We start from the raw sequence: 16,784 nt of genomic DNA on the forward strand, positions 1-16,784 counted from the left end.
GACCGCCGGTGCCGGCACCGGCTCGGGCGCCGGGATCGGAGGAGCCACCGGCTCCGGCAGCGGCGGGGGCGGCGCGGCGGGACGCGGCCCCTCGCGGGAGGCGAACATCGCCTCGAGGTCCGGGGGCGGCAGCGGGACGGCGGGACGCTCGGGGAACGGGGGCGGCAGCGGGGCCGGCTCGCCGGCCGGCGGCAGGTGCAGCGGCGCCTCTTCTTCGGGCGCCGGCAGGTCCGGCGCCACCCGGGCGGTGCCGGTGCGCACGATGTTGCGCTCGACCACCACGTCGTTCGGCCCGCCCACGAGCAGCAGGTGCTCGGTGTTGTCGCGCCGCAGCAGGATGAGCTGGCGCTGGCGGTCGAGCTCGTAGATGTCGACGATGCCGAGACGCGGCTGCCGGCTGCGGGTTCCCGATCCGTTGCCGAGGCTCAGGCGACCGCGGGCGAACCGCTTCGCCACGACGGCGAACAGGCTCAGCAGCACCACCATGATCAGGAAGACGACCAGGTAGGAGACCAGGGGAGATCCTTCCGTCCCTAAAATCGTGGAGAGCAATGCACAGTCTCTCAGGGTGATGGCGCGGCGCGCCGGCGTTCGGTGTGGATATCTAGCACGCCTCAACGCCGCGTGAGCAGGGAGAGTTAAGACGTCGTTAACAGCTTTGATCGGGTCGCTGTCCAGCCCTATCGCAGGCCCCGCCGCGACACCGTGCGGCAGCGCCCGCCCCATTAACCGCCTCTTAACCATGCGCCCGGCAGATTTTGCCGGTCACTGCGAGGCTGCCCCGTGTCGGTCACCGATCTCCCCGTCGTCGCGATGCTGCGCAACCGCATGCAGTGGAGCCAGACCCGCCAGAAGGTCCTGGCCGAGAACGTCGCCAACGCCGACACGCCGGGCTTCAAGGCCCGCGACCTGCGGGCGCCGCGCTTCACCCCGGCCGGGGAGCTGGCCGCCTCGGGCCTGCCCGGCATCGGGGTGGCGCGCACCAGCGCGTCCCACCTCGCCGGCGGCGCGCCGCGCGGGCCGGGCGAGGAGCGCGAGAAGACCCGGTTCGAGGTGATGCCGAGCGGCAACGCCGTGAACCTCGAGGAGGAGATGCTGAAGGTCGGCGACAACCAGGCCGACTACCAGCTCGCCGCCTCGCTCTACCAGAAGAGCCTGCAGATGCTGCGGACCGCGGTCGGCAAGTAACGGTCGGCAAGCAACGGCCGGCAAGTCGCCGCTACCAAGTCGTCGCCGGCAAGCCCTCGCCGGCCCCCCCTTCATCCCATCCGCCTGCCAGCCGGATCCGCCGGGCGCCGCCCCGCGGCCGGTGCGGCGCGGGCCGGAGAGACGTCATGGACTTCACGAAGGCGATCGGCATCGCGGCCTCGGGGCTGAAGGCCCAGTCCGGGCGGATGCGGGTGATCTCGGAGAACATCGCCAACGCGGATTCGGCGCCGGCCCGCGCCGGGGCCGAGCCGTACCGGCGCAAGATCCCGACCTTCGCCAACCACGTCGACCGCGCCCTCGACGCCACCGTGGTCGATCTCGGCCGGGTCCGCCGCGACCCGTCCGAGTTCCGCACCAAGCAGGATCCCGGGCACCCCGCCGCCAACGCCAAGGGCGAGGTGGCGATGCCCAACGTCAACGTGCTGATCGAGACCGTCGACCTGCGCGAGGCCCAGCGCAGCTACGAGGCCAACCTCTCCATGGTCACGGCGGCCCGCCGGATGATCTCGCGCACTCTCGATATCCTGAAGGTCTGAGGATGCCCAGCAACGCCTTCGCGGCCGGCGCCTACGCGGCGGTCCAGAGCCTCGGCCGGCCCGGCGCGGTGCGCCCGGTCGACGCCGCCTCCCCCGCCCCCGGCTTCGGCCAGATGCTCGCCTCCACCCTCGACGGCGTCGCCGAGGCCGGCAAGCGCAGCGAGGCCCAGGCGATGGCGGTGGCTGGCGGCAAGGCCAACGTCGTCGACGTGGTGACGGCGGTGGCCGAGAGCGAGACCGCCCTCCAGACCCTCGTCGCCGTGCGCGACCGGGTGATCTCCGCCTACGAGGAGATCATGCGGATGCAGATCTGACCTTTTTCCCCGCCGATCCTCGCCTCGTTCTCCGTCGCCGGCCTCCGCCTCGTTCTCCGTCGCCGGCCTCCGCCTCCGCTGCCCCCGCACCATCCTGGCGAAAGCCTCCCCGTCCATGATCGCCCCATGACCGGCCTCGCCATCCTCGACGTCGCCCGCGACGGCATCGTCACCTTCCTGAAGGTCGCCGGCCCCCTGATGGTGGTGGCCCTGGTGATCGGCCTCGTGGTCTCGCTGCTCCAGGCGCTGACCCAGATCCAGGAGCAGACCCTCATCTACGTGCCGAAGATCGTCGCGGTCTTCGCTGCCCTGCTGCTGATGCTGCCCTTCATGGGCGACGCCCTGGCGGGCTACATGACCCGGATCGCCGCCCGCATCGTCGCGGGGAACTGACCGGATCCTCCGTGAACCTGCTCCTGCCCGGCCTCGCCGCCGCCTACCTGCTCACCTTCGCCCGGGTCGGCACCCTGGTGATGCTGATGCCGGGGCTCGGCGAGCAGATGGTGTCGCCGCGCCTGCGGCTGGCCTTCGCGCTGCTGCTGTCGCTGGTGCTGTTTCCCCTCACCCGGACCCTGCTGCCGGCGACCGACGGCGCCGGGCCGGGGCTGATCGGGCTGCTGATCGGCGAGATCGCGATCGGGCTGGTGCTCGGGCTCGCCGTGCGGGCGGTGCTCGCGGCGCTCCAGACCGCCGGGATGATCGCCGCCCAGCAGCTCGGCCTCGCCTACGCCATGACCATCGACCCGACGATGGGCGGGCAGCAGGCGTCGATCGGCAACTTCCTGACCCTGCTCGGCATCACCCTGATCCTGACGCTCGACCTGCACCACCTCGCCCTCGGCGCGATCCGCGACAGCTACGCCCTGCTGCCGCCGGTCGGGGTGCCGGCGACCGGCGACGCCGCGAGCCTCGCGATCCGCGCGGTCGCCCGCGGCTTCTCGCTCGCGGTGCAGATCTCGGCGCCGTTCATCGTGTTCGGCATCCTGTTCAACCTCGGGCTCGGCGTGCTGTCGCGGCTGATGCCGCAGATGCAGGTCTTCACCGTCGCCCTGCCGGCCTCGATCCTGATCGGCATGGCGGTGATGCTGGCGACCCTGGGCGTGGTGATGGGGGTGTTCGTCGACGACCTCGGCCGCTTCCTCGCCGAGCTGGGGAGGCCGTGAGCCGTGGCCGAGGGCAGCGACCAGGAGGACCGCACCGAGGATCCGACCCCGAAGCGCATCGAGGACGCGATCAAGCGCGGCAACGTCGCCAACAGCCAGGAGATCAACACCCTCTTCATCCTCGCCGCCTTCACCCTGGTGCTGCTGATCGCCGCCGGCCCGATCGCGCGCGGCCTGTTCGCCGACATGCGCGGCCTGCTCGGCCGGCTGCACGACATCCCCTCCGATCCGGTCGCCTACGTCGCGTTCGGGCGCCGGGCGCTCGTGGCCGCCCTCGTGGCGCTGGCGGTGCCGCTCGCCGCGGTGGTGGCGGCGTCCCTCGCCGGCGGGCGCGCCCAGCACCCGTTCCTGTGGACCACAGACCCGCTCGGGCCGCAATGGAGCCGGGTCTCGCCCATGGCCGGCTTCAAGCGGCTGTTCGGCGTCGAGGCGGTGCTCAACCTCGTCAAGGGTCTGGTCAAGGTGCTGCTCGTCGGCATCGTCGCCGGGGTGATCCTGTGGCTCGACCGCGACCGGCTCGAAGCCGCGGCCCGGATCGAGCCGGCCGCGCTGCTGCCGGTCACCCTCGGGCTGTCCCTGCGCCTGCTGGCCGGAGTGCTCGCCGCCTACGCGGTGATCGCGCTCGCCGACGGTCTCTACCAGCGCTTCCAGTGGCGCCGGCAGTTGCGGATGACCAAGCAGGAGATCAAGGAGGAGGCCAAGGAGAGCGACGGCAACCCCGAGATCAAGGGCCGCATCCGCCAGTTGCGCCTCGCCCGGGTGAGGAAGCGGATGATGGCCGCGGTCCCGACCGCCACCGTCATCGTCACCAACCCGACCCATTTCGCGGTGGCCCTGCGCTACGAATCCGGCATGGGCGCGCCGCTCTGCGTCGCCAAGGGCGTCGATGCGCTGGCCCTGCGCATCCGCGAGGTCGCGGGCGAGCACGACGTGCCGATCGTCGAGAACCCGCCGCTCGCCCGGGCGCTGCACGCGACCGTCGAGATCGACGAGACGATCCCCGAGGAGCACTACCGGGCGGTGGCCGAGGTGATCGGCTTCGTCCTGCGGACCCGGCGCCGGTGAGGGCGCGCGGCGCAACTTCGGCTTGCCGCCCCCGCCGGCTCGGGCATAACCGCGCGACGGGGTTCGGGACCGCGGTCGTCCTCCCGGCGGCCGGAACGGCGCTCGAGCGCGTTGGCCCGCGCAGCGCATGAGCGAAGCCGGTTTCCGCGTCGCGACGCGATCCCAAAGGGGTCGCCGAGCGATCAATCGGAAATCGTATGACAGGATGGTTCGAGGCGTCATGCCGGAGTTGAGCGCACCCCCGACGACCGAACCCGTGGCGATCGACCGGTCCGAGCGGCCGGGCCGGGTCAGCCTGCTGCTGCTGCTCGCCGGCCTGCTGGTCGGCGCCGCCGTCGGGCTGAGCTTCGTCGCCAACGAGCAGGCGCAGCCGCTGATCCTCGGCCTGCTCGCGCTCCTGGCGATGGCGGGCGTGTTCTCGCTGTTCGCCTTCGCGATCGGGGCGATCCAGCTCACCGGCCAGGGCGCGCGCAACGACGTCACCAAGGCGATCGTCGACGCCGCTCCCGACAGCGTCATCGCGGTCGAGGACGGCACCCGCCCGATCTACGCCAATGCCGCCTACCTCCAGCTCGCCGGCAGCGACAGCTTCAGCAACCTGCGGCTGGTCGAGCGGGTCTTCGTCGGCAGCCCGGAGGTGTCGGAGGCGGTCTACCGCCTCGCCCAGGCGGCGCGCGAGGGGCGCAGCCGCTCCGAGGAGGTCCGCATGGCGCCGCCGCCGGCCGGCGCCGCCGACCGCGAGTTCGCCTGGTACCGCATCGCCGTGCGCCCGCTCGCCCTCGCCCGCCCGCTCGCCCTGTGGAGCGTCGCCGACGTCACCCACGAGCGCGAGCGGCAGGAGAACGTCTTCCAGGAGCTCCAGCACGCGATCGACTACCTCGACCACGCCCCGGCCGGGTTCCTGTCGGTCGATCCCCGCGGCGCGATCGTCTACATGAACGCGACCCTCGCCTCGTGGCTCGGCCACGACCTCGCCCAGGTCGGCTCCGGCGGCCTGCGCCTGTCGGAGATCCTCACCGCCGAGGTCGGCGACGTGCTGGTGGCCGGCAACGGCGTCGCCGGCGAGGTCCGCACCGACGTGTTCGACCTCGACCTGCGCCGGCGCAACGGCCACCCGCTGCCGGCGCGGATCTACCACCGGGTCGCCTACGGCCAGGACGGCCGCCCGGGGGCCTCGCGGACGCTGGTGCTCAACCTGCGGGGGGGCGAGGGCGCCGACGAGCCGGCCGCCGAGGCCGAGTCGCGCTTCGCCCGCTTCTTCAACACCAGCCCGATCGCCGTCGCGACCCTCGGTCCCGACGGCCGCATGGTGCGGGCCAACGCCTCGTTCGCGCGGCTGTTCGGCACCCTGCCGCGCACCGGCGACGGCAGCGAGGCCGGCCCGGCGGTGCGCGACTTCGTCACCGAGCGCGACCGCGCCACCCTCGACGGGGCCCTGCGCCTCGCCGCGGAAGGGCGCGGCGACGTCGCCCCGGTCGAGATCGGCGTCGCGGCGCCGGGCAACCGCAGCGCCCGGATCTGGCTCAGCCCCGAGATCCGCGCCGGCGGCGACGGGCAGCGGCCGCACGGGCAGGGCCCGCACGGGCAGGGCCCGCACGAGACGGTGATCCTCTACGCCCTCGACACCACGGCCCAGCACCAGCTCCAGCAGCAGATCAACCAGGCCCAGAAGATGGAGATGGTCGGCCAGCTCGCCGGCGGCATCGCGCACGACTTCAACAACGTGCTCCAGGCGATCATCGGCTACTCGGACCTGCTGCTGGCCAGCCACCGCCCGGCCGATCCGGCGTTCCAGGACATCATGCAGATCAAGCAGAACGCCAACCGGGCCGCGAGCCTGGTGCGGCAGCTGCTGGCCTTCTCCCGCCGCCAGACCCTGCGGCCGGAGGTGATCCATCTCGGCGAGGCGCTCTCCGACCTGACCCTGCTGCTCAAGCGCCTGCTCGGCGAGCGGGTCGAGCTCGACCTCAAGCACGGCCGCGACCTCTGGACCGTCAAGGCCGACGTCAACCAGTTCGAGCAGGTGATCGTGAACCTCGCGGTCAACGCCCGCGACGCGATGCCGGGCGGCGGGCGGCTGCTGATCCGCACCTCCAACGTCACCGCCGAGGCCGCCGCCCGGCTCGCCCTCACCGGCATGGTGCCGCTCGACTACGTGCTGGTCGAGGTCACCGATACCGGCGAGGGCATGCCGCCGGACGTGATGGAGAAGATCTTCGAACCGTTCTTCACCACCAAGGAGGTCAACAAGGGCACCGGGCTGGGCCTCTCGACGGTGTTCGGCATCGTCAAGCAGTCGGGCGGCTACATCGAGGTGAAGTCGACGGTGGGCGAGGGCACGGTGTTCGGCATCTACCTGCCGCGCCACGAGCCGACCCCCGAGGAGATCGCCCCGCCGCTGCCGCCTCCCCCGCCGACGCCGGATCCCGAGACGCGGAAGGGCGGCGCCGAGACCCCGGCCAGACCGGCACCCAAGCCACCGACGCCCCAGGACCTCACCGGCCGCGGCACGATCCTGCTGGTCGAGGACGAGGATCCGGTTCGGGCGGTCAACGGCCGGGCGCTCACCGCCCGCGGCTACACCGTGCTGGAGGCCGCCTCGGGCCTGGAGGCGCTCCAGATCATCGCCGAGCGCGAGGAGCCGGTGGACCTCGTCGTCTCCGACGTGGTGATGCCGGAGATGGACGGGCCGACCCTGCTGCGCGAGCTGCGTAAGCGCCACCCGGACCTGAAGGTGATCTTCGTCTCCGGCTACGCCGAGGACGCGTTCCGCAAGAACCTGCCCGAGGGCGAGGAGTTCAACTTCCTGCCCAAGCCGTTCAGCCTCAAACAACTGGTCGAGACGGTGAAGACGACGATCTCGGCGTGAGGCGGCGCCGGGTGCCTCCGGTTCGGCCATTGGCGGGCGCGATCCCGGGGCCTACATGACGTTCGCCAGCAACGAGGACGCCGCGATGTCCCGATCCATCAGCATCGAGGAACTCCACGAGATCTCGGCCGAGGCGATCCAGGCGCTCCCACGCCCCGTGCCGATCAAGAACGACGGCGCGACCGTCGGCGTGCTGATGCCGTTGCCCCGCACTTCGCCGGAATACATGCGCAAGGTGCTGGCCGACATCGATGCCGCTGCGGCACGGCGGACGCCGGAGGAGAACGCCGTCATCGACCGCCTGCTCGCCGAACGTGGCGCTGAATGACGGCCTCCTCCGAGTCGGCGCGGCGCTCGCCGCGTGCTCCGTCGCGGGTCCTCGTCATCGACGCCAACATCATCCTCAGCGTGGTCCTGGGACAACGCTCGCGCACCGTCTTCGAACACGTTCTGTCGAGTCGGAACGTCGCCGCCTCGGCGAGATCCGCCGAAGAGGTCCTGCATGTCCTGCGGGACCTGAAGGGGCTGCGTGAGAACGTGATCGAGGAGGCGGAAGCGCTTCTCGCCGGCCTCGTGGTGGTCGAGGCTTCACGATATGACGGCGGCCTCGACGAAGCGGCCGTCATCCTTCGCCACGCCGTCGCCTCACGCAACGGCTCGACCGCCGACGCGCACGTGCTGGCCTGCGCATGGCTCCTCGACGCCGACATCTGGAGCCACGACCGCGACTTCGCCGGCAGCGGCTGGCCGTCCTGGTCCAACGCCAACCTGCGCCGCAGCCTCGACGCCCCGTGAACACCTCGTCCCGGCGCCCCTCGTCGGCCTTGCGGATTGAGAACAAAACAAGTACATGAGTCGGGCCGGCGCACGTTGAGAATCCCGTCCCCCCCGTGCCATAAGGACCCGCCACCGATGGCTCAGCCCCAACCTCGACTTGTGGAAAACGCGACCATGGACAAGGACAAGTCGAAGGCGATCGACGCTGCGCTCGCCCAGATCGAGCGGGCCTTCGGCAAGGGCTCGATCATGCGGCTCGGCAAGGGCGACAAGGTGCAGGAGGTCGAGACCGTCTCGACCGGCTCGCTCGGCCTCGACATCGCCCTCGGCGTCGGCGGGCTGCCGCGCGGCCGGGTGATCGAGATCTACGGCCCGGAATCCTCGGGCAAGACCACGCTGGCGCTCCACACCATCGCGGAAGCGCAGAAGAAGGGCGGGGTCTGCGCCTTCGTCGACGCCGAGCACGCGCTCGACCCGGTCTACGCGCGCAAGCTCGGCGTCAACCTCGACGACCTGCTGATCTCGCAGCCCGATACCGGCGAGCAGGCGCTCGAGATCACCGACACCCTGGTGCGCTCCGGCGCCATCGACGTGCTGGTGGTCGATTCGGTGGCGGCGCTGACGCCGCGGGCCGAGATCGAGGGCGAGATGGGCGACCAGCAGCCCGGCCTCCAGGCCCGCCTGATGAGCCAGGCCCTGCGCAAGCTCACCGGTTCGATTTCGCGCTCGAACTGCATGGTGATCTTCATCAACCAGATCCGGATGAAGATCGGCGTGATGTACGGCAGCCCGGAGACCACCACCGGCGGCAACGCGCTGAAGTTCTACGCCTCGGTCCGCCTCGACATCCGCCGGGTCTCGACCCTGAAGGACCGCGACGAGCCGATCGGCAACAGCGTCCGCGTCAAGGTGGTCAAGAACAAGGTGGCGCCGCCGTTCAAGCAGGTCGAGTTCGACATCATGTTCGGCGAGGGCGTGTCGAAGGTCGGCGAGCTGATCGACCTCGGCGTCAAGGCCGGCATCGTCGAGAAATCGGGCGCGTGGTTCTCCTACGACAGCCAGCGCCTCGGCCAGGGCCGCGAGAACTCGAAGGGCTTCCTGCGCGACAACCCCGACATCGCCGGCCGCATCGAGGCGGCGATCCGGCAGAACATGGGTCTCGTCGCCGACAAGATCCTCGAGACCGCCACCCCGACCGCCGACGACCTCGACGAGGGTTCGGCGTAACCGGATACCGGCCCTGCCGTCATGAAAGGCCGCCCCGGTCCGACCGGGGCGGCCTTTTCGCGTGAGACGTCCCCCGCACCCGGCTGTTGCCGCAAAGACAGCGCGCGGGCGTCCCGGACCGGGACCGGCCCGCGCCGCCTTGCGGGAGCCGCCTTCCCCGATCAAGGGTGGCGCCACCATGGTGCCGCCGAATCGCCGTTCCCTCTGCCGCGCCCTGCTGGCCGGCGCGCTCCTCGCGCTGCTGCCGGCGGCGGCCCTCGCCCAGAGCCTGACGCTCGATCTCGGGCCAGGCGGCGGCGTCACCGAACGGGCGCTGCAGCTCGTCGCGCTCATCACCGTGCTGGCGCTGGCGCCGTCGGTTCTGGTGATGGCGACCTCGTTCGTGCGCATCGTCGTGGTGCTGTCGATCCTGCGCTCGGCGCTCGGCACCCAGAGCGCGCCGCCCAACGCCGTGATCGTCAGCCTGTCGCTGTTCCTCACCGCCTTCGTGATGGCCCCGACCGCCCGGGAATCCTACCGTCTCGGCGTCGAGCCGCTGCTCGCCGGGCAGATCCAGCAGTCGCAGGCGTTCGAGCGCGCCGCCGGCCCGTTCAAGGCGTTCATGCTGCGCACCGTGCGCGAGAAGGACCTGCGGCTCTTTCTCGACCTCGCCCGCACGCCGGCCCCGGCGACGCCCGAGGCGGTCGGGCTGGAGGTGCTGACGCCGGCCTTCATGATCTCGGAGCTGCGCCGCGCCTTCGAGATCGGCTTCCTGCTGTTCATCCCGTTCCTCATCATCGACCTCGTGGTCGCGTCGATCCTGATGGCGGTCGGGATGATGATGCTGCCGCCGGCGACGGTGGCGCTGCCGTTCAAGCTGATCTTCTTCGTGCTGGTCGACGGCTGGACCCTCGTCGCCGGGTCGCTGGTGCAGAGCTACGGCGGCTAGGCTTTCGCCGCGCCGGCAATCCTAGAGAACCCCCTGCCGCCGCCCGGCTTCGACCAGGGCGAGCCAGTTCGCGAACAGCCGCCCCGCCCCCGCCTGCCAGCGGGCGTCGGCCGGGGGCGGGCAATCGGGCAGCGGTCCGGTGCCGGGATCGTCGCGCAGCCGCGCCGCCGTCGCGGCGTCGAAGTACTGCGCCGGCAGGGCCGGGCGGTCGGGGCGCAGGCCGTCGCGGTGGCGGCCGAGATCGCGGCGATACTCGCGGGCGAGCGAGTCGCGGTCGTATTCCGGATGCCCCTGCAGGAACACCAGCAGCGAGCGGCCCGGCTTCACGAAGAGGTCGACGCCGACCGCATCGGACCGGGTCAGCACCCGGTAGCCCCGCGCCGCCAGTTCGGCCTCGTCGAGGCCGTTGCAGCGCGAATGCGGCACGGCGAGCGGCACCGGCAGGCCGGCGAGGAGCGGATGCGCGCCGGTCGGCCGGCAATCGAACACGCCCGAGCACTTCTCCGGCAGCCGGCGGCGCCCGATCCCGTCGAGATGCAGCACCGCCGCGTGGGCGGCGAGGCACGAGAACAGGGTCGAGACGGTGTGGGCCTGCGCCCAGTCGATCGCCCGGGTCAGGTCGTCCCAGTATGGCTCGTCGCGCAGGCACCCCGCCCGCGGCTCGCTTCCGGTGACGACCAGGGCGTCGAGGTCCGCCATCATGTCGGCCGGGGCCGAGCCGACCGCCCGCAGGTGCCCCCCCGCCGCCTCGCCGCGGGCGAGGCCGGGCAGGTGGAAGTGGCGCAGCCGCACCCCTCCCCTGCCGGAAAGCAGGCGCTCGAACTGCCGCGCGGTCGGCCTGAGCGCCGCGTCCGGCATGTTGTTGAGGAGCCCGACCGTGATCGGCCGGCCGGCCGCTCCCCGCGACGACGGCGGCGAGCCGGGAGCCAGGAGAGCGGCGTTGGTCATCGCGGGCGGTCCTCTCGGGTGGAACGAGGGTTACTCCGCCGCCCGAACCAGCGGGCGGGCGGCGGCGGCGAGCGCCTGATCGAGGTCGGCGAGGATGTCGTCGGCGTGCTCGATGCCGACCGAGATGCGAATGGTTTCCGGCCGCACGCCGGCCCGGGCCTGCTCCTCGGCCGACATCTGCCGGTGGGTGGTCGAGGCCGGGTGGCAGGCGAGGGACTTGGCGTCGCCGATATTGACCAGCCGCTTGACCAGCGCGAGGGCGTCGTAGAAGGCCCGCCCGCCCTCGTAGCCGCCCCGCACCCCGAAGGTGAGCAGCGACGAGGCCCGGCCGCCGAGATACTTCTGCGCCAGGGCGTAGTACGGGCTGTCGGGGAAGCCGGCGTAGTTCACCCAGGCGACGCGCGGGTCGTCGCGCAGGAAGCCCGCCACCTTGCGGGCGTTCTCGACGTGGCGCTCGACCCGCAGGGCGACGGTCTCGATGCCCTGGAGCAGCAGGAACGCGCTCATCGGCGCCAGCACCGCGCCGGTGGTGCGCTGGTAGACGCTGCGCGCCCGCGCCACGAAGGCGCCGGGGCCGAAATGGTCGGCGTAGACGAGGCCGTGATACGACGCGTCCGGCTCGCACAGCATCGGGAAGCGCGCGGCGTGCTCCTTCCAGGGGAAGCGGCCGCTGTCGACGATCGCGCCGCCGAGCGTCGTGCCGTGGCCGCCCATGAACTTGGTCAGCGAGGCGACCACGATGTCGGCCCCGTGCTCGATCGGCCGCATCAGGATCGGGGTCGCGACGGTGTTGTCGACGACGAGCGGCACGCCGTGGGCATGGGCCATCTCGGCGATCGCCGCGATGTCGCAGATGTTGCCGGCCGGGTTGCCGATGCTCTCGCAATAGACCGCGCGGGTCTCGCCGTCGATGAGGCGGGCGAGATCCTCCGGGCGGTCGCCCGCGGCGAAGCGGGTGTGGATGCCCTGGCGCGGCAGGACGTGGGCGAACAGGGTGTGGGTCGTGCCGTAGAGCTGCGGCACCGAGACGATGTTGCCGCCGCAATCGGCCAGCGTCGCGATGGCGTAGTGCAGGGCCGCCTGCCCGGTGGCGACGCTGAGCGCCGCATGGCCGCCCTCCAGGGCCGCGACCCGGCGGTCGAGCACCGCCGTGGTCGGGTTGGCGATGCGGCTGTAGCGGTAGCCCTCGGCTTCGAGGTTGAACAGCGCGGCGCCGTGCTCGGCGCTGTCGAAGGAATACGCGACGGTCTGGTAGATCGGCACCGCGACGGCGTGCGTCGTCGGGTCGTCCTCGTAGCCGCCATGGACCGCGATCGTCTCAGCCCTCATCTGTCCCGTTCCTCGACACGCCCGCGCCCTGCGCAGGACAGGCTGCAAGCGCCGCACCGGAGCCGGCCGGCCCGTTTCGGGACAGGCCGGGCCCGCCTGCGGCGCCCGCCGATGCGGGGAGGATACGCGATCCGGCCTTGCGGACGACCTGCCGACCCGGAGGCCGGGCGGGAGACGGCCCGTCCCATCGGTTTTCATGCTGAAGGACGGGCTGACGATCTCCGCGCAATCCGAGCGTTCCGGCTTGCGCGGCATAGGCCGTGCCCGAGCGGTGGCGTCCTCGGCCCGTCGCGGCTCACGGATTCTTCAGGCTTGCCCCGCCACCGTCCGGGCGGGGATCTCCCATCGGCAGGAGCGGGCGGCATGCGGAGCGAGGCAACCGGCGGCGCGGCGCGGCCCTCCTCCACGGCCGGATGGCTCGGCGCCCTGGAACGCACGTCCCGGATCGGGACGCAGCCGCACCGGACCCTGGCGGTGGTGGTGGACGAGCTCGGCCTTGCCCACGGCGAGGCGCCGGCGCTGATCGGCGAGGGCGAGACCCTCAGTCACGCCGATCTGGCGGCGCGGGCCCGGACCTATGCCCGCTGGTTCCGCGCCGAGGGGCTGAAGCCCGGCGAGTGCGTCGGCGTGCTGATGCCGAACCGGCCCGACATGATGGCGGCGTGGCTCGGGATCAGCCGCGTCGGCGGCGTCGCCGCCCTGCTCAACACCAACCTGACCGGCGCGGCGCTCGCCCATTGCATCGCCGCCGCGGCACCGCGGCGGATGATCGTCGCGGCGGACCTCGCCGAGTCCTATGCCGGGGCCGAGACCCGTCTCTCCGAGCGGCCGGGCCTGTGGAGCCTCGGCGACGGCCCCGGCCGCAGCCTCGACGCCGCCCTCGCGCGCCTCGATCACGGAATGCTCGCGCCCGGCGAGCAGCCCGAGGTCGGCCTGGGCGACACCGCGCTCTACATCTACACCTCGGGCACCACCGGCCTGCCGAAGGCGGCGCGGGTGAGCCACCACCGGGTCATGACCTGGAGCCACTGGTTCGCCGGGCTGATGGCGACCGCGCCGGGCGACCGGCTCTACAACTGCCTGCCGATGTACCACAGCGTCGGCGGCGTGGTGGCGACCGGCAGCGTCATCGTGGGCGGCGGCGCGGCGGTGATCCGGGAAAAGTTCTCGGCCCGCCGGTTCTGGGACGACGTCGCCGAGACCGACTGCACCCTGTTCCAGTACATCGGCGAGCTGTGCCGCTATCTCCTGGCCGCTCCGCCGCATCCGCGCGAGCGGGCCCACCGCCTGCGCCTCGCCGCCGGCAACGGCCTGCGGCCCGAGATCTGGGAGGCGTTCCGGGATCGGTTCGCGATCCCGCGCATCCTCGAATTCTACGCCGCCACCGAGGGGACGCTGTCGCTCGCCAACGTCGAGGGCCGGGTCGGCGCGGTCGGCCGGGTGCCGCCGTTCCTCGCCCACCGCTCCCCGGCGGCGCTGGTGCGCCACGACCCGGAGACCGGCCGGCCGGCCCGGGGCGCCGACGGGTTCTGCGAGCGCTGCGCCCCGGGCGAGGCGGGGGAACTGATCGGGCGGCTGACCCGCGAGGTCGGCAGCCAGCGCTTCGAGGGCTACACCGACGCCGCCGAGAGCGAGCACAAGGTGCTGCGCGACGTCTTCTCGCCCGGCGATGCCTGGATGCGCACCGGCGACCTGATGCGGGTCGACCGTCAGGGCTTCTACAGCTTCGTCGACCGGGTCGGCGACACCTTCCGCTGGAAGGGCGAGAACGTCGCCACCACCGAGGTCGCCGCCGCCCTGTCGGGCGCCCCCGGCGTGGTCGAGGCGGCGGTCTACGGCGTCGCGGTGCCGGGCACCGAGGGCCGCGCCGGCATGGCGGCACTCACCGTCGCCCCCGGCTTCGACCCGGCCGCCCTGCGCGCCCATCTCGCGGCGGCGCTGCCGGCCTATGCCCGGCCGCTGTTCCTGCGGCTGTGTGCCGGGTTCGAGATCACCGAGACGTTCAAGCAGAAGAAGCAGGCGCTGGTGGACGACGGGTTCGATCCCGGCCGGGTGAGCGATCCGCTGCTGTTCGACGACGCCGCGGCCGGCGCCTACCGGCCGCTCGACGAGGCTCTTTATGGACGGATCCTGCGCGGGGAGGTGCGGGTCTGAATTGGCTCGCGCCCGGCCATCCCGGGGAGCCGCATCGCGCGAGAGGACGACCGCCGTCTCATCCTGATGCGGCTGAGGCGGCCGCTGCCCCCGCCCTCACCCGAGCCGGTCGAGCAGGGCCTCGGTCCCGAGGGTCGCGGCGTCGAGGACCGGCACGCCGTCGAGCGCCGCCGGCAGGGTCCAGCCGGGCAGGTTGGTGCTCCAGACCAGCACCGCGTCGATCCCGCCGCCGGCGACGCAGTCCCGGGCCGCCGCGAGCAGGCGGGCGCGGGGCACGGTGGCGGCGAGGCGGTTCTCGCCGATCCCGAGCGGGACCGCGGCCGCGGTGCCGATGCCCTCGGCGGCGAAGCGGCCGGCGACCAGCCGGGCCTCGGTCTCGTCGCCCTGGACGATCAGGCCGATGCGGAGGAGCCGGTCGCGGCGCAGCCGCTCGCGGGCGGCGAGGGCCGTCGTGACGGCCGGGACGCCGGTGCGGCGGGCGAGCGCCGCGCACAGGGCCTCGTCGGGCGCGAAGCCGAGGGCGGCGCCGCGGGTGGCGTTCCACACCAGGGCGGCGATGCCGGCCTCGGCCAGGAGGTCGGCGGCGGCCAGGAACACCGCCTCGTCGTAGCCGTCGCCGTGGCTCATCCGGCCGTACGGCACCCGGGCGTAGCAGGCGGCGACGCGCGGATGCCCGGCGAGGCGCGCCTCGGTGGCGCGCTCGACCACCCGGTTGGACGAGGGCAGGATCACCCCGGCGGCGAGGGGCGGGAGCGCGCCGTCGGCGGTCACGGCCTGGGCTCCTCGGTGAGGTGGGCGACGACGAGGGTCTGGGTGCGGGCGACGTGGCGGGCCATCTCGGCCCGGGCCGCCTCGGCCGCGCCGGCCCGCAGGGCGTCGAGGATGCGGGAGTGCTCGGCGAGGGATTCGTCCAGGCGCCCGCCGGCATCGAGGGCGACGTTGCGCGCCCGCTCCAGCCGCCCGAACAGGCGGCCGTGCGCCTCGGCGATGGCGGGGCTGCGGGCGCCCGCGACGATGAGCTGGTGCGCCTGCCGGTTGAGCCGGGTGTAGCGGTCGCGGTCGTCGCGCGCCGCCTCCATCGCCGCCTGGAGCCGCTCCAGCCGGAGGATCTCGGCCGGCTCCATCCGGGCCGCGGCGAGGCCGGCGGCGTGGCTCTCCAGCGCGACTTCCAGCTCGAACAGCGGCACGAGCCCGTCGCGGTCGAGGCGCGTCACCAGCGCCGAGCGGTGGCGGCGCAGCATCACCAGCCCCTCGCCGGCGAGCAGCTTCAGCGCCTCGCGGATCGGGGTGCGCGAGACCCCGAGCCGCGCCACCAGCTCGGCCTCGTTGAGCGCCTCGCCGGGCCGCAACTGGTTGAGCAGGATCATCCGGCGCAGGGACGCCGCCGCCCGGTCGGTGAGCGAGGGCGCCGCCCGGGCCGGGCGCTCGACGGTCTCGGTCGCGTCCATCGTCACACCAGCCGCTTCGACAGGCCGGTCAGGCGCTCCATCACGGCGATCACCGCCACCGTCGCGACGATCAGCACCCCCGACAGGGCCGCGATGGTGACGTCGAGGCGCCCCTCCAGATCCTGCCACATCCGGATCGGCAGCATGTCGGTGGCGGCGTCGCGCAGGAACAGCGAGACCGGGATGTTGTCGAACGAGGCCATGAAGGCGAGGAAGCCCCCCGACAGGATGCCGGGCCGGATCAGCGGCAGGGTGATCCGCCGCAGGGTATAGAGCCGCGAGGCGCCGAGGCTCGCCGAGCCTTCGAGCAGGACCGGCTGCAACTGGGTCAGCGCCGCCACGGTGTTGCGGACCACGAACGGCACGCAGACCACGGTGTGGCCGAGCACCAGCGTCGTCACCGAGACCGGCCAGCCGAGGAGCGAGAAGAACATCAGGCTCGACAGCCCGAAGGCGAGGCCGGGCAGGATCAGCGGCGACAGAAAGAGGCTGTCGAGGAGTTTCGCCGACAGCGTCGCCGAGCGGGCGACCGCGAGCGCGCCGAGCACGCCGAGGACCACCGACAGCACGGTCGAGAACGCCGCCACCTTCAGGCTGTTGGCGAGCGCGAAGTGCAATTGCCACGCCTCCCACAATTCGCCGTACCAGCGCAGGGAGAAGCCCGGCGGCGGGAACCGCAGCGACAGCCCGTCGGTGAACGACACCACCAGCACGATCACGGTCGGGGCGAGCAGCAGCACCAGCGCCGCCACGGCGAGGAGCGCGACGGCGGCCTCGAAGGTCAGGCGGTCGAGGATCGAGGCGGGACGGGACATCG

General features: G+C 72.7%; 17 protein-coding genes and 1 pseudogene. 12 read left to right on the plus strand and 6 right to left on the minus strand.

Annotated features, from left to right (window positions below; all coding sequences use genetic code 11):
* Positions 1-552, minus strand: a pseudogene (locus EOE48_RS21785) (hypothetical protein); the annotation flags it as partial.
* A 231-nt stretch (positions 553-783) separates the two neighbouring features.
* On the opposite strand from EOE48_RS21785, the gene flgB reads away from it, so the two are divergent.
* The 11 genes from flgB (at position 784) to fliP (ending at position 10,088) form a co-directional block, all read left to right on the plus strand.
* On the plus strand, positions 784-1,188 hold the full coding sequence (flgB, locus tag EOE48_RS21790) for a flagellar basal body rod protein FlgB (protein ID WP_127732994.1): 405 nt from the start codon (positions 784-786) through the stop codon (positions 1,186-1,188).
* Between the two features lie 146 nt (positions 1,189-1,334).
* A complete protein-coding gene (gene flgC / locus EOE48_RS21795; protein WP_127732995.1) occupies positions 1,335-1,745 on the plus strand; it encodes a flagellar basal body rod protein FlgC in 411 nt (136 codons plus the stop codon).
* Between the two features lie 2 nt (positions 1,746-1,747).
* Positions 1,748-2,059, plus strand: a complete 312-nt coding sequence (gene fliE / locus EOE48_RS21800; protein ID WP_127732996.1) for a flagellar hook-basal body complex protein FliE — start codon at positions 1,748-1,750, stop codon at positions 2,057-2,059.
* Positions 2,060-2,185: 126 nt separating this feature from the next.
* A complete protein-coding gene (gene fliQ, locus EOE48_RS21805) occupies positions 2,186-2,452 on the plus strand; it encodes a flagellar biosynthesis protein FliQ (RefSeq protein ID WP_127732997.1) in 267 nt (88 codons plus the stop codon).
* An 11-nt stretch (positions 2,453-2,463) separates the two neighbouring features.
* On the plus strand, positions 2,464-3,222 hold the full coding sequence (fliR, locus tag EOE48_RS21810; RefSeq protein WP_127732998.1) for a flagellar biosynthetic protein FliR: 759 nt from the start codon (positions 2,464-2,466) through the stop codon (positions 3,220-3,222).
* Positions 3,223-3,225: 3 nt separating this feature from the next.
* A complete protein-coding gene (gene flhB / locus EOE48_RS21815) occupies positions 3,226-4,287 on the plus strand; it encodes a flagellar biosynthesis protein FlhB (protein ID WP_127732999.1) in 1,062 nt (353 codons plus the stop codon).
* A gap of 220 nt (positions 4,288-4,507) precedes the next feature.
* Positions 4,508-7,156 (plus strand): cell cycle histidine kinase CckA, encoded by a 2,649-nt coding sequence (cckA, locus tag EOE48_RS21820; RefSeq protein WP_127733000.1) that lies wholly within the window; start codon positions 4,508-4,510, stop codon positions 7,154-7,156.
* A 55-nt stretch (positions 7,157-7,211) separates the two neighbouring features.
* Positions 7,212-7,484: a hypothetical protein gene (locus EOE48_RS21825; protein WP_127733001.1), complete on the plus strand. Its 273-nt coding sequence runs from the start codon at positions 7,212-7,214 to the stop codon at positions 7,482-7,484.
* Entirely contained in the window at positions 7,481-7,951 is a 471-nt protein-coding gene (locus EOE48_RS21830; protein ID WP_127733002.1) for a PIN domain-containing protein, read from the plus strand. Before EOE48_RS21825 ends, EOE48_RS21830 begins: the two co-directional genes overlap by 4 nt.
* A 117-nt stretch (positions 7,952-8,068) precedes the next feature.
* Positions 8,069-9,160 (plus strand): recombinase RecA, encoded by a 1,092-nt coding sequence (gene recA, locus EOE48_RS21835; RefSeq protein WP_127733003.1) that lies wholly within the window; start codon positions 8,069-8,071, stop codon positions 9,158-9,160.
* Positions 9,161-9,338: 178 nt separating this feature from the next.
* Positions 9,339-10,088 carry a flagellar type III secretion system pore protein FliP gene (gene fliP, locus EOE48_RS21840; protein WP_127733004.1) on the plus strand — a complete coding sequence of 250 codons (750 nt, stop codon included), beginning with the start codon at positions 9,339-9,341 and terminating at the stop codon, positions 10,086-10,088.
* Between the two features lie 21 nt (positions 10,089-10,109).
* Here the strand turns inward: fliP and EOE48_RS21845 are convergent, their stop codons facing one another.
* Both EOE48_RS21845 and EOE48_RS21850 read right to left on the minus strand, forming a co-directional pair.
* Entirely contained in the window at positions 10,110-11,036 is a 927-nt protein-coding gene (locus tag EOE48_RS21845) for a homoserine O-acetyltransferase/O-succinyltransferase family protein (RefSeq protein WP_127733005.1), read from the minus strand.
* Positions 11,037-11,066: 30 nt separating this feature from the next.
* A complete protein-coding gene (locus EOE48_RS21850) occupies positions 11,067-12,365 on the minus strand; it encodes an O-acetylhomoserine aminocarboxypropyltransferase/cysteine synthase family protein (protein WP_127733006.1) in 1,299 nt (432 codons plus the stop codon).
* Positions 12,366-12,728: 363 nt separating this feature from the next.
* On the opposite strand from EOE48_RS21850, the gene EOE48_RS21855 reads away from it, so the two are divergent.
* Complete coding sequence (locus EOE48_RS21855) at positions 12,729-14,519, plus strand: long-chain-acyl-CoA synthetase (RefSeq protein ID WP_127733007.1); 1,791 nt, start codon at positions 12,729-12,731, stop codon at positions 14,517-14,519.
* Between the two features lie 96 nt (positions 14,520-14,615).
* Here the strand turns inward: EOE48_RS21855 and EOE48_RS21860 are convergent, their stop codons facing one another.
* From EOE48_RS21860 to EOE48_RS21870, 3 genes are read right to left on the minus strand one after another with little or no spacing between them, the layout of a single operon-like run.
* A complete protein-coding gene (locus EOE48_RS21860; protein WP_127733008.1) occupies positions 14,616-15,290 on the minus strand; it encodes an Asp/Glu/hydantoin racemase in 675 nt (224 codons plus the stop codon).
* On the minus strand, positions 15,287-15,967 hold the full coding sequence (locus tag EOE48_RS21865) for a GntR family transcriptional regulator (RefSeq protein ID WP_127733009.1): 681 nt from the start codon (positions 15,965-15,967) through the stop codon (positions 15,287-15,289). The genes EOE48_RS21860 and EOE48_RS21865 overlap by 4 nt, the downstream gene beginning before the upstream one ends.
* A 2-nt stretch (positions 15,968-15,969) precedes the next feature.
* Positions 15,970-16,782: an ABC transporter permease gene (locus EOE48_RS21870; protein ID WP_127733010.1), complete on the minus strand. Its 813-nt coding sequence runs from the start codon at positions 16,780-16,782 to the stop codon at positions 15,970-15,972.
* Positions 16,783-16,784 lie beyond the last annotated feature (2 nt).

The organism is Methylobacterium oryzihabitans, from assembly GCF_004004555.2.
In the GTDB taxonomy this organism is placed as follows: Bacteria; Pseudomonadota; Alphaproteobacteria; order Rhizobiales; family Beijerinckiaceae; genus Methylobacterium; species Methylobacterium oryzihabitans.

Coding starts and splice junctions, on each gene's coding strand:
- fliE (WP_127732996.1), top strand. CDS start 1,748: ATGCCCAGCAACGCCTTCGCGGCCGGCGCCTACGCGGCGGTCCAGAGC.
- cckA (WP_127733000.1), top strand. CDS start 4,508: ATGCCGGAGTTGAGCGCACCCCCGACGACCGAACCCGTGGCGATCGAC.
- EOE48_RS21830 (WP_127733002.1), top strand. CDS start 7,481: ATGACGGCCTCCTCCGAGTCGGCGCGGCGCTCGCCGCGTGCTCCGTCG.
- EOE48_RS21870 (WP_127733010.1), bottom strand. CDS start 16,782: ATGTCCCGTCCCGCCTCGATCCTCGACCGCCTGACCTTCGAGGCCGCC.
- EOE48_RS21850 (WP_127733006.1), bottom strand. CDS start 12,365: ATGAGGGCTGAGACGATCGCGGTCCATGGCGGCTACGAGGACGACCCG.
- EOE48_RS21855 (WP_127733007.1), top strand. CDS start 12,729: ATGCGGAGCGAGGCAACCGGCGGCGCGGCGCGGCCCTCCTCCACGGCC.
- flgC (WP_127732995.1), top strand. CDS start 1,335: ATGGACTTCACGAAGGCGATCGGCATCGCGGCCTCGGGGCTGAAGGCC.
- fliP (WP_127733004.1), top strand. CDS start 9,339: ATGGTGCCGCCGAATCGCCGTTCCCTCTGCCGCGCCCTGCTGGCCGGC.
- EOE48_RS21825 (WP_127733001.1), top strand. CDS start 7,212: ATGACGTTCGCCAGCAACGAGGACGCCGCGATGTCCCGATCCATCAGC.
- EOE48_RS21865 (WP_127733009.1), bottom strand. CDS start 15,967: ATGGACGCGACCGAGACCGTCGAGCGCCCGGCCCGGGCGGCGCCCTCG.
- recA (WP_127733003.1), top strand. CDS start 8,069: ATGGCTCAGCCCCAACCTCGACTTGTGGAAAACGCGACCATGGACAAG.
- fliQ (WP_127732997.1), top strand. CDS start 2,186: ATGACCGGCCTCGCCATCCTCGACGTCGCCCGCGACGGCATCGTCACC.
- EOE48_RS21845 (WP_127733005.1), bottom strand. CDS start 11,036: ATGACCAACGCCGCTCTCCTGGCTCCCGGCTCGCCGCCGTCGTCGCGG.